Consider the following 12,276-nt stretch of genomic DNA (forward strand, 5'->3'; position numbering starts at 1 on the left):
AATAGATAATTAATTCAAATTAATGGTGATGCTCTTCAACGGCCATACCAATAAACAAGGCAGACAGCATCGTGAAAATAAACGCCTGTAAGAATGCAACCAGTAACTCAATTACATCCATAAATACCACAAATACAACCGATACCGGTGATATCCAGAGCGTGTTAAAAATAAAAATCAGTGATATTAAACTTAATACAATAATGTGGCCGGCGGTAATGTTGGCAAACAAACGTATCATTAACGCAAATGGCCTTGAAATAATACCTATCATCTCAACAGGCACCATGATGATGTATAACCAAAGCGGGATATCAGGCGCAAAGATGTGTTTCCAGTAATATTTGTTTCCGCTGGCGTTAACAACAATTAAGGTAATTACAGAAAGCACCAGGGTTACTGCGATATTACCGGTTAAGTTATAACCCCCGGGGAACAAAGGCACCAAACCTAATAAGTTGTTGATCAGGATAAAGAAAAACATGGTTAACAGTAAAGGCATGTACTTTACATGTTTTGCACCGATATTAGGGATAGCAACATCATCACGTACAAATAATATAACCGGCTCTATTAATGACTGAAAACCTTTTGGAGCTTTGCCAACACGGTTTTTATACGATGATGACACGCTGAAAAATACCAACAGCAGTATAATCATGGCCATCCACATACTGGCGACGTTACGGGTTATGGAAAAATCCCACAATTTATGAGTAGCTTGTTCATTAACCTGGCCGGCGTCATCAACTGCCAGTATTTTATTGTGATCAAGTTTATAATTATAATATTTGCCTTTATAAATTACGGTTTCACCTTCTTCATGCCGCTCAATTTTAGCCGATGAAAATACTTCCAAACCTTTATCAGTATAGAGTATAACAGGAAGCGGAAGAGAGAATTTTCCGATCATATGCCATGAGTGTGAATCGGCAATGTGCTCTAATATCACTTCTTTTGGACTAAACTTTTTCACCTCGGCGGTAGTATCCTTTTCTTGCGCAAAAGACAATGCCGGAAATGCGCATACCATTAATAAAACGGCATATTTTAGGAAATTCTTAATTTTTTTTGAGTTCAAAATCGACTTATTATTCATCAAAATGAAGTTTTTTACCTTAATTTTTGGTTGCGCAAGTTACGCAACAAAGTATGAATTTCAAAGGCCATATTTAAGAAATATATGTAAAAAAAATCAGCCACAAAAATGTACTTGTTTAGCCGGTTTTTGAGGATAAAAATGAGTGCAAAAAACAGGCAGGCTAATATCTTAAATACGGTAGCGCCCAGGAAAAACTGCGCCCCCGCTTCCGGATTTATTTGCTGGCCTATTAATATGGTAATAACCACTAAAAATGTAAGCGCGGAGAGAAAGGCAAACACCAGCCAAAAATGAGGGATGATCAAATCCTCGTGGCCGATATACGTTAATAATAGCGGCAATATGGCTAAACCGATATTGAATAATATACAGGATAAAAGCGTGGGCAGTAATTTCAACTTTTTAACGATTTAATAACCATATATAATGATATAAATACGCCAATAAGCGACAATATAGCTGTTACCCACTTGGTTTGATGGCCGGTAGCTTCATCAATTTTATACCCTGCAAAAGCAAAAACACCTATCACCGCCACCATCTGGAAGGCAATACCCGTGAATTTGGCTAAAGCGCTGGTCTCTTTGTCATTATTGGATTCATTTTCTTGCATCCGCAAATTTATTAAATCCTATTGCATAATGTTTACTAAATTAGCAAGGCTTTTATAATCCCAATTTGAACTTGAGGCGCAACTATATATCCATTGTAAATAAGCAAGTTAATTTTTGGGGAGTGGTACTGATACTGCTTGCCGCGGGCTGTTCTTTTGAAAAACAGACAGGTTTTAACCGTACAATGCAAAATTTAACTGCTCATTATAATATATTATATAATGCAAACGAGTTGCTGCGTCAAAAACAGGAAACCTACGCGGGCACTTATATTGATCAGTATACAGCTATATTAAGTGTTTACCAGGACACCATTGCGTACGGCACCGCACCCGACAAAGATCTGGACGCCGCCATATTTAAAGCTAATACCATTATTAATGAAAAAGAGCAAAGCAAATACATTGGCAGCGCCTACCTGGTATTAGGCAAAGCAAACTTTTTGGCCGGCAGGTTTTTTGACGCGGTTGAATTTTTCAGCTATGTGATGCGTTCATTCCCTACCGAGAGCAATCTTGTCCAGGAGGCTGCCGCCTGGAAAGTGCGCGCCCTGTTATATTTAAACAATAAAAAAGAAGCCGGTTCAACTTTAGATTCGGCTTTTGCAAACGTTGACCCCAAAAAGCATGCAACTACCGATCTGTACGCTGCCGCTTTACAGTATAATATCAACACCCAAAATTACGTCGAAGCAGAGGCTATGGCCAGGAAATCCATACTTTACAGTAAAGAGAGCAGCCAAAAACTACGCCGGACATTTATATTGGGCCAGCTGCAGGAGGTTAATCACGAAAACAATGAAGCGCTGCTAAGTTACAAGCGTATTGTAAAAAGTAATGCACCATTTGAGATGGCCTTTAATGCCAACTTAAATCGCATCCGGATTGAAGATATGCGCAAGGGGGTTAAAATTAACCGCATTGACCTTTTGCTGAGTTTGCTGAAAGATGAAAACAATACCGATTTTAATGACCAGATCTATTTCCAGGTAGCCGAGATCTACGCGGCTGATAAGGACATTGCCAATGCTTTAAAATATTACCGGTTATCAACCCGCAGCAGTTCAAAAAATCAAAATCAGAAGGGACTGTCATACCTGCGCATTGCCGATATAGATTTTAACATCCGGGCCGATTATGTGAATGCCAAAAAATATTATGACAGCACCCTAACCAACCTGTCGCCCGCCTACCCGGGTTATCAGGCCATCCAAAAGAAAAGCAATAACCTGCAACTATTGGTTGATAAGCTGCAGCTAATAGCCCGCGAGGACACGCTGCAGATGCTGGCCAAACTGGATGAGCCGGCACGCCTTAAAGCGATAGACGCTATGGTAACCGCGCAGATATTGCAGCAGCAAACCGTTGCCGGCACCAGCAACCTACCGGCTTCAAATAAGCCTTTTGGTACCACAAATATCAACACACCTACTGCCAAACCGGCCACAGGCAGCAGTTTTTATTTTTATAACCCTACGGCGGTGAGCCAGGGGTACACCGAATTTAACCGCCGGTGGGGCGACCGCAAGCTTGAAGATAACTGGCGCCGGGGCAACAAACCGGGCGGCAGCACCAATAACCCAAACGCAGTGCCGGCCGTTGCGGCCATAGCCGATCCGGACGTGCTGCCCAATGATATGCGCAAAAGCAAAACTGATGTATCTGCAGGCGGATACCGGCAGACCCTTTTACAGAACCTGCCGCTGACACCGCTTTTACTGGCACAGTCAAACACACGTATATATAACGCCTACCTGGATATCGCAAATTTTTACCGTGATATATTGGAAGATAAAAAAGAAGCTATAGTTAACTACGAGCATTTATTAGCCAAATATCCGGATGACACCAACAAGGCGCCGGTATATTACAGCTTATACCGGTTGTACAGCGATGACGATCCGGCGAAATCATTAGCCTATAAAAACAGGTTGTTGAAAGAATATCCTGAAACCGTTTTCGCCAAAGTAATTATCGATCCTGACTACAGCAAAAAAATCGACGACAAGGATTCAAAATTCAATGATGCCTATAATGACGTTTATGATCTTTATCGCCGGGGAAAATATGCGCAGGTTATCAGCAGTAGCGATAGCCTGATGAAACAATATCCGGGGAATAAGTTACTGGCGCAACTTTATTATCTGCGGGCCATCTCATCCGGGCACCTGGAAAAGGTTATGCCTTTCCGCACCGAACTGCAGCAGATTGCCAATACCTATCCTGACGATCAGTTAATAACCCCGCTGGTTAAACAACACCTGGCTTATATTGATGCCAATAATGAGCAGCTGGGCACACAGGATTTTGCCATCATGAATAATGAAACCGGCGACGGCCTGTTTACGCCACCGGTTGAATATCAAAAGGACGCCGTATTTAACCGGAACCGCGAGTTTGTAGTTTTAAATGACCGGCCGGCTGAACTCAAACCCGCAGCAAAGCAGCCGGTGGCGGCGGCACCTGTTAAACAACAGGCAACTACCCTGTTTGCTGAGCGTGACAGTACCAACTATTATTTTGTGATCAATGTAAGTACCGGCACAACAGATCTGTCCTCGTCGCGTTTTGGGATCGGGCAATTTAACCGGACAAATTTCCAGGCAAGCCCGCTAAGGCACCAGCTCAAAAATGCCGGCCCGGATAACCAGCTGATTGCCGTGGGGCGTTTCCGCGGCTTAACCCCGGCAAAAGATTATGCCAGGTCCATTATCCCGTTAATGCCGCAGATAATGAAAGTATCGCCGGATAAATACAGTTTTTTTATCATAACCCAAGAAAATCTGAATAAATTAGCCAACAAAAAATCATTGGATGATTATATTGAGTATTATCAACAAACCCTATTAAAATAATGATCAATAAATTAGCACCGCAGGACATCAAAAGATACAACTGGTATATCTGGAGGTTCTTTATAGGCTGTTTTGCATTTGTAGTAATATTAATAGGGCTTACAACATTCGGCGCATTTGGCACCCTGCCATCGTTGCGCGATCTGGAAAACCCTAAAAGTGACCAGGCATCAGAGATCATTTCGGCTGATAAGCAGGTCATCGGCAAATACTATTTTAAAAATCGCTCAAGTGTTAACTTCAGGGACATATCACCTAACGTGATAAACGCGCTGATAGCCAAAGAAGATAATCACTTTTATTCGCACTCGGGTATTGACTTCTGGAGGACGTTTTCAATTATACCTTATAACTTAATAGGCAGAAAACAGGGAGCCAGTACGCTTACCCAACAGCTGGCGTTAAACCTTTTCTCTGACCATGCAAGGGCACACAACCCTTTAAAAAGAGTTATTCAAAAGCTGCAGGAATTGATTATTGCCGTGCGTATTGAAAAACATTATACCAAGCAGGAGATCATCACCATGTACCTTAACACGGTTGATTTTGGCTCAAACACGTTTGGTATTGCCTCGGCAGCACAAACCTATTTTAATACAACACCGGCTAAACTAACGGCCGACCAGGCCGCAACCCTGATACAGATGCTTACGGCGCCCACTAAAAACTCGCCGGTAAGGCACCCGGACAGGGCGCTCAACAACCGTAATTTTGTACTGAACCGCATGGCCAGCGAAGGTTTTATAAGCGACGGGCAGGCCGCAGAGTATAAAGCCAAGCCATTGGGCATTGATTATCACCAGGTAGATCATAATGAAGGTTTGGCCCCCTACTTCCGTTCGGTTTTAAGGGATGATGTCAAAAGGATCCTGTCGACCGTTAATAAAGCCGATGGTACGCCTTATGATATTGACCGCGACGGACTTAAAATATATACCACCATTAACGCCAGCATGCAGCAGTATGCCGAAGACGCGCAACGCGAATGGATGCGCAAGCTGCAAAATCAGTTTAACACGCAGTGGAAGGGTGTCAGGTTGGCTAGCAAGATCAAGAACTATAAATTACTGATAGACCAGGGCATACACCAGTCTGACCGTTATCGCGAGTTAAAAGCGGACGGACTGTCTGACGAAGAAATAGCGGATAACTTTAATACACCCGACACGCTGAACCTGTTTACCTGGCGCGGAAATATTGATACGATCATGAAGCCGGTTGACTCGGTTATCTATTGTAAAATGCTTTTGCGGAATGCCTTAATGAGCATGGATCCAACAACAGGTTATGTTAAGGCCTGGGTAGGCGGCATCAATTTTGAACACTTTAAATATGACCAGGTAAAACAAGGCGCACGCCAGGTAGGGTCCACGGCTAAGCCGTTTACCTATGCAGTGGCTATTGGCAACGGTTACTCGCCCTGTTTCCAGGTAAATAATGTACCGATAACGATATCAGGTTATGGCGGCCAGGATTGGAAACCCGGCTCATCGCCGCTGGAGACCTTACCGGGTATGATAACTCTGCGCGCAGCACTGGCCCATTCGCAAAACTGGGTAACGGCGTATATCATGAATGAAGTAAAGCCCGAACCTGTAGCCGAACTGATAAAAAGAATGGGCATCCATAATGATGTGCCGCCTTATCCAAGTATTTGCCTGGGTGTATTTGACGCCACGGTAATGGATATGACCGCGGCCTATTCGGTATTTGCCAACCACGGGATCTGGACAGAACCTACTTATTTACTTCGTATCGAAGATAAAAACGGTAACGAAATATACAGCTACACGCCCAAGGTTAAGCAGGTGATGAATGAGCAAAACGCCTATGTAATGGTTGATATGCTGAAAAGCGTAGTGGATATGAAAGGAGCAACCGGTAACCGGTTGCGTTGGATGTTTAACTTTACCAACCCTATTGCCGGTAAAACAGGCACCACCTCTGACAACTCCGACGGTTGGTTTATCGGCGTTACGCCAAAACTGGTTACCGGCGTATGGACAGGCTGCGAGAACCGTGATTTCCATTTCCGTACAACCGCTATGGGCGAGGGTTCAAATTCGGCACTGCCTATTTTTGCGCTTTATCTTAAAAAGGTTTATGCGGATGAATCATTGGGCATCAAAAAGAATATCGACTTTGAGTTGCCCAAAAATGGATTAACCACCGTATTGGATTGCGACCTCTATTCTCAACAGCAAAAAGGGACCAACGAGATAGAGAAGAAATTGAGTTTTTAATTTGAGCCTGCTGGCTTTTAAAATATTTGTCATTTCAAACGACAGGGAGTAATCTTATACGCATTTATCCCGTTATTTTGTAAAAGATAGCTCTTGTAACCTGTTGGGATAACGGACGAGACACTGGTAATAATTAATGGAGAAATTTGATTATCGCGCGGCACTAAAAAACATCCCCCATAAACCCGGGGTTTACCAGTATTGGAACGAGGAGAAGGAGCTGATATATATTGGCAAAGCCAAAGATCTGCGTAACCGGGTTACGTCTTACTTTAATAAGGATGCCAATGTAAATGCCAAAACACGGGTATTGGTATCCAAGATCCGCAACATAACATTTACAATTGTTGATACCGAGATTGATGCCTGGCTGTTAGAGAACAGCCTGATAAAAAAGCATCAGCCGCGTTACAATGTAATGCTTAAGGATGATAAAACTTATCCGTGGATCATTATAAAAAATGAAAATTTCCCCCGCATCTTCTGGACCAGGCGCATCATAAAGGATGGGTCGAAATACCTTGGCCCCTACGCCTCTATAAGCATGATGCATGCTATTTTGGGGCTGATAAAAGAAACCTATCCCCTGCGCACCTGTAACCTGGCGCTTACCCGGCCTAATATAGATGCCGGTAAGTTTAAAGTTTGCCTGGAATATCAGTTGGGAAACTGTAAGGGCCCTTGTCAAAACTACCAGACCGAAGACGACTACGATAACAGCATTGAAGAGATAAAAGATATCCTGAACGGTAAAATTGGCGCCGTGCTGCGCAAAATGAAAGCCGAAATGGACAACGCCATATCCGGCATGAACTATGAGCTGGCGCACCGTTTGAAGCGAAAATTTGAGCTGCTTGAAAATTACCAGAGCAAATCTACCGTAGTTAATTCATCTATTACTGATGTGGATGTATTCAGCATCGCATCCGAAGAAAAAATAGCTTTTGTTAACTTTCTTAAAGTGATGAACGGAACCATCATCCAAACACAAACCATAGAGCTTAAAAAGCGGTTGGATGAAAGCGATGAGGAACTGCTGACACTGGCCATAATTGAGTTTAGGAGCCGCTATAACAGCGACTCGAAAGAGATCATCGTTCCGTTTAAAATTGACCTGGATGACGCAGGCTTAAAGTTTACGGTGCCTAAACTGGGCGAAAAACGCAAACTGCTTGACCTTTCGCAAAAAAATGTGCAGTTCTTTAAAAAAGAACGCATAGACCAGTACGAAAAGCTGAATCCTGAGATACGCACCGAGCGCCTGCTGACGCAAATGATGAAAGACCTGCGCATGAACCAGTTGCCGCGCCATATTGAATGTTTTGATAACTCCAACTTCCAGGGTAAATACCCGGTGTCGGCTATCGTGGTGTTTAAGGATGGCAAACCTTCAAAAAAAGACTACCGACACTTTAATGTAAAAACCGTTGAGGGCCCTAATGATTTTGCCACCATGGAAGAGGCCGTTTTAAGACGCTACCGCCGCGTGCTGGACGAAGATACAGGCTTGCCGCAACTAATCGTGATTGACGGCGGCAAGGGCCAGCTATCATCGGCAATGAAGAGTTTAAGGTTATTGGGGATAGATAAACAAGTTACCGTTATAGGCATTGCCAAGCGGCTGGAAGAGCTATATTATCCCGGCGATCAGTACCCGATGTACCTGGATAAAAAGTCTGAAACCTTAAAAGTGATCCAATATCTGCGTGATGAGGCTCACCGCTTTGGCATAACCTTTCACCGCAAAAAACGGGACAAAGGCACCCTGGCTACCGAACTTGAGCTGATTGAGGGCATAGGTAAAACCACCGCCGAAAAACTATTGAAATATTTTAAATCTGTAAAGAAAATAAGAGAAGCCGATGCCGAAACCTTACAGGAGGTGGTAAACGGCAAACAGGCAAAATCTATAATTGAATACTTTGGCGGTACAGGACTGGAAGTAAGTTAAAACAACGATGTGCTGCGATTGTCACACAAAAGGACATTACATAAAAAAGCCCTGCGATAATCGCAAGGCTTTTTTTATAATTTACCGGCTATGATAGCCGCTGCAAACTGCTAATATTGCCACAGGTTAAGTTCCCAGTCCATCAGGGATTTCTTGATCCGTTCAGACTCATACAGGCGGTCAATACCTATTGCGTAGTCTTTTATACGTTCATCTTTATCATTTGATACTTTTACTACATATCCATGGAACAAGCGTTTCAGGAACACGTCATCAAAGCTCAAATCCGTGGCATCGTTATTCCGGTTAAACGCTTCTTTGGTAACCAGTACCTGGCGGGCAGCAGGGAAATAGATCCAAAATGCCGGCTGGTAATCCAAAGCAAGGTTTGCACCTTCAACTTTTTGTTTGATCATGGGCGCTATGCCAATAATACGGGGTTCCCAAACAGAACGCTGTTTATCAAATAACCAATCTTCTTTAATGCGGAATTTCACAATACTATCCGGTTGGAAATCTCCGGCCACCATTTTCGAACCCGTTTTTTCGCCATTAGCGTTTATGATATTAACCAATGCGCTATCCGCCATTTTTGCTCTTGCTTTGGCAGGTGATAAAGGTGTGGCAAAACCGTCACCGTTAGGATCGTTTTTTGTGGGGATGGGGTCATATGCGGTCAATTCACCCGCTGCAATAGCGTCCATCAACACATCAATTAACCTTGATTTTGGCGATCCAAGATACATATTAACCTTTTCACGTAAATCAATTTCCTCCCAAACACGTTTGGCAAACACCACGTCCGACTCACGTACGTTGGCATAAGGCGTCACTTTATTATTTTGAATATTGCTTTTCTTATAATAACCATCAAGCGGTCTGTCAAACGGTTTAGACGGATCAGCAGTTATAGGCGCGTCAGTGATCTTTTTGCTGGTATCAACCGTTGATGATTGCTTATTAGAAGTCACCGGATTTGATGGTGCAGCAGAGCCCTGCGTAGCAGCCGGTTTTCTAGCCGCAGCTTTCTTCTTTTTAGACTGCGCGAATGACGCTACGCAGGCTAAACAAAGTACAACTATTAAAAATCTTGTTTTCATAAGCTTTTAATTTGCAAATAATACAATATTATCTAATCCGCGCTGTGTGCCATCCGGGCCCACGGCTACTATATCCTTAAATACTACGGTTGAACCTGCCGAAATGGTATTCATTGCTGAATGCATTGAGCTGGTTAACTGGTTACCGGTGCCGCTAAAACTCAACGGGTCCTGGCGCGGTTTAATGATCAGTAAGGTAAACCGGGTAACATTAAACCTGGCATCAAATTCAAAATTCTCCAGCTTGGCAAAAACAGCATCCTGCGATTTCATGTTAGCCGCGCTGGTTGTCCCGCCTGATTTTCCGGCAAACTCAGCCTTTGGATCTGGTATACGTTTTACGCGGAATAAGGTTGACCCTAAAGTCATAACTCTTCCTTTTGATACTTCACCCGAAACATTTACCGTAGCCGTACCGGTAGTTGTAACCGTAGCAACATAACCATTACCTGACGGGCTGATATTACCACCTGTCATGCTTACTCTCAAATCTTTTTTAGCTATACCGGGTGCCGATACCGAAACAGGGTTTGGCACACCAATATACAATACGTTCATTTTATCAGGCGATACTACCGCCGATGGCCTTGCTACCGTATAAGTTTGCGGTTGGGTAGTATACGTTTTCATGGTACCATCGTTTTGTTTAACTGATATGGTACCGATCCAGGTATGTACGCCTTCGCTGCCAGTACTGCCGCTATATTTACCGCGTCCTGCTTCAGTAGGCAACCTGCTGCCCTCAACTGTGATAACAGGTGATGATTTAGAATCAGATGCGGTCAGGAACACTTCTGCCGTATAAGGCTGGCCAACTAAAACATAACTTGTTGGTGCAACCGCTACTGCCGAAAACTGATCCAGATTAACCACTGCCTGATCTACTTCACCCAATATTTTTTTAACAACCTCGTTCTCGGCATTTTTTGCATCCGATTGTATTTTTATAAATGCGGTCATTGCTGCCCCCATCGGTACCCCCTCACCAAAATTGGCCTGCTCCCACGATTTATTAGGAAATCCTTTTCTATGAGCAGGAGGTATTGTATTTAAAGATAATTTAACACCAACCCTGTCTTTTACCGGTAACAATGCCAATAAAGCTTCACGGGTTTGATTTATTTTTTTTGATAATTCGAAAGCATTTTTTCTTCTGTCAACCATCAAATCAACAGATGCATCCAAATTATCTCTGCCTTTGTAATCGTTTGTTGCCTCATCGAAGCCACCGGTTTCCTCGGCCAATTTACTTTTTAATGATTCAACATAAGTATTCAAATCATCTATCAATTTACTTGCCTGTTTGGCCCGGTCATAAATAGGTTTTGCCCTATCGGGTTGCTCCTTTAATTTTGTTTTTTCAAACGCGCCGAAAGTATTATCAATACCTACCTGCACATTTGCTTTCGAAGCTGTTAAACTGTCGCTAATGTTTTTAAAAGCGTCAAGCAAGTTTTCAGGAACCTCAAGAGCGATAAGACCAAGCAATACCAGGTATAATATACCCATCATCCGCTGCCTTGGGGTTTGTTTACCTCCAGCCATTTGTTATATATCTTTTTTTGTATTATTCAAAATCCTGTTAGTTTATTCAATTACGCTTGGCGTGGCTGGTTCATTGCAGTTAACATATTGCCATAAATCGCATTTAATGATGATAGGTTCTTAGCTAAACGACCCACTTCCTCTTTAAACTGTTTAGAGTCTTCCAGGGATTCATTAAAGTTGTTCATGGTTAATGATAAGTTTTGGTAAAACTTATTCATTGATTTTAAATGCGCACTTGAGTCTTGCAGTTCCAATTCATAAACCGCATTTAATGCGGATAAATTTTTGCCTAAATTGTTTACCTGATCATGGTATGCTTTTGAGTCAACATTAGTATTGGCCAGCTCCATTAAGTTGCCGGATGCTTTCTCAAACGATGAGGTTAAGTTATCATAGCTCTGGGTTGCAGCTTTAACTTTTTGCGTAAACGCGATAGTAGCTTCGCCGGCATCGGTAACTTTTGATATAGAATTAACCTTATCGCCAAACGTTCTTAAACCGTCGGCAAGGCTGCCAATCAGCTCAGGGCCAATTTTAGCTTCTTCCAACATCTTATCCAGGGCCGCTGTGGTTGATACACCACCGCCACCGCCTCTGCTTATTGCGGCTTTTGGTAACTCACCATTATAATCATGTTTCAATTCCGGATAAGCTCTTGTCCAGTCTATCTCTACTTCCTCACGCTGAAATCCGAGTATAAAAAACAAAATAGCTTCTGCCCCTAATCCAAGGGTGATAAATAAGCCACCGTTTGGCCAATGTTGGATTTTAAATAATAACCCAACAATAACCACTGTTGCACCCCAGGATACAACATTATTAATTCCCCATGGTTGTTTCTTACCTGTACCTGCCATAAAATTC

General features: G+C 42.9%; 9 protein-coding genes. 3 read left to right on the top strand and 6 right to left on the bottom strand.

Annotation, left to right across the window (positions count from 1 at the left end):
• Positions 1 to 19: 19 nt before the first annotated feature.
• The 3 genes from atpB to LJ658_RS09245 form a co-directional block, all read right to left on the bottom strand.
• Positions 20 to 1,033 carry a F0F1 ATP synthase subunit A gene (atpB, locus tag LJ658_RS09235; RefSeq protein WP_230546207.1) on the bottom strand — a complete coding sequence of 338 codons (1,014 nt, stop codon included), beginning with the start codon at positions 1,031 to 1,033 and terminating at the stop codon, positions 20 to 22.
• An 80-nt stretch (positions 1,034 to 1,113) separates the two neighbouring features.
• Positions 1,114 to 1,500, bottom strand: coding sequence for a hypothetical protein (locus tag LJ658_RS09240; RefSeq protein ID WP_230546208.1), 387 nt, complete (start codon positions 1,498 to 1,500; stop codon positions 1,114 to 1,116).
• Positions 1,497 to 1,715 (bottom strand): AtpZ/AtpI family protein, encoded by a 219-nt coding sequence (locus LJ658_RS09245; RefSeq protein ID WP_230546209.1) that lies wholly within the window; start codon positions 1,713 to 1,715, stop codon positions 1,497 to 1,499. Before LJ658_RS09245 ends, LJ658_RS09240 begins: the two co-directional genes overlap by 4 nt.
• A 185-nt stretch (positions 1,716 to 1,900) precedes the next feature.
• Here LJ658_RS09245 and LJ658_RS09250 point away from each other — a divergent pair, with 185 nt between their 5' ends.
• The 3 genes from LJ658_RS09250 to uvrC all read left to right on the top strand — a co-directional run bounded on the left by LJ658_RS09250 (position 1,901) and on the right by uvrC (position 8,764).
• On the top strand, positions 1,901 to 4,570 hold the full coding sequence (locus LJ658_RS09250) for a hypothetical protein (protein ID WP_230546210.1): 2,670 nt from the start codon (positions 1,901 to 1,903) through the stop codon (positions 4,568 to 4,570).
• Positions 4,570 to 6,813, top strand: coding sequence for a penicillin-binding protein 1A (locus LJ658_RS09255; RefSeq protein WP_230546211.1), 2,244 nt, complete (start codon positions 4,570 to 4,572; stop codon positions 6,811 to 6,813). Before LJ658_RS09250 ends, LJ658_RS09255 begins: the two co-directional genes overlap by 1 nt.
• A 136-nt stretch (positions 6,814 to 6,949) precedes the next feature.
• Positions 6,950 to 8,764: an excinuclease ABC subunit UvrC gene (gene uvrC, locus LJ658_RS09260; RefSeq protein WP_230546212.1), complete on the top strand. Its 1,815-nt coding sequence runs from the start codon at positions 6,950 to 6,952 to the stop codon at positions 8,762 to 8,764.
• Positions 8,765 to 8,874: 110 nt separating this feature from the next.
• On the opposite strand, the gene gldN is transcribed toward uvrC, so the two are convergent.
• The 3 genes from gldN to gldL are packed head-to-tail and all read right to left on the bottom strand — an operon-like array spanning position 8,875 to position 12,269.
• Positions 8,875 to 9,864, bottom strand: coding sequence for a gliding motility protein GldN (gene gldN, locus LJ658_RS09265; RefSeq protein WP_230546213.1), 990 nt, complete (start codon positions 9,862 to 9,864; stop codon positions 8,875 to 8,877).
• Positions 9,865 to 9,870: 6 nt separating this feature from the next.
• A complete protein-coding gene (gene gldM / locus LJ658_RS09270; protein WP_230546214.1) occupies positions 9,871 to 11,409 on the bottom strand; it encodes a gliding motility protein GldM in 1,539 nt (512 codons plus the stop codon).
• A gap of 50 nt (positions 11,410 to 11,459) precedes the next feature.
• The gene (gene gldL / locus LJ658_RS09275; protein WP_230546215.1) at positions 11,460 to 12,269 is read right to left on the bottom strand and encodes a gliding motility protein GldL; all 810 of its coding nucleotides are present in this window, start codon (positions 12,267 to 12,269) and stop codon (positions 11,460 to 11,462) included.
• Positions 12,270 to 12,276 lie beyond the last annotated feature (7 nt).

It is taken from the genome of Mucilaginibacter sp. UR6-11, assembly GCF_020880695.1.
Lineage (GTDB): Bacteria > Bacteroidota > Bacteroidia > Sphingobacteriales > Sphingobacteriaceae > Mucilaginibacter.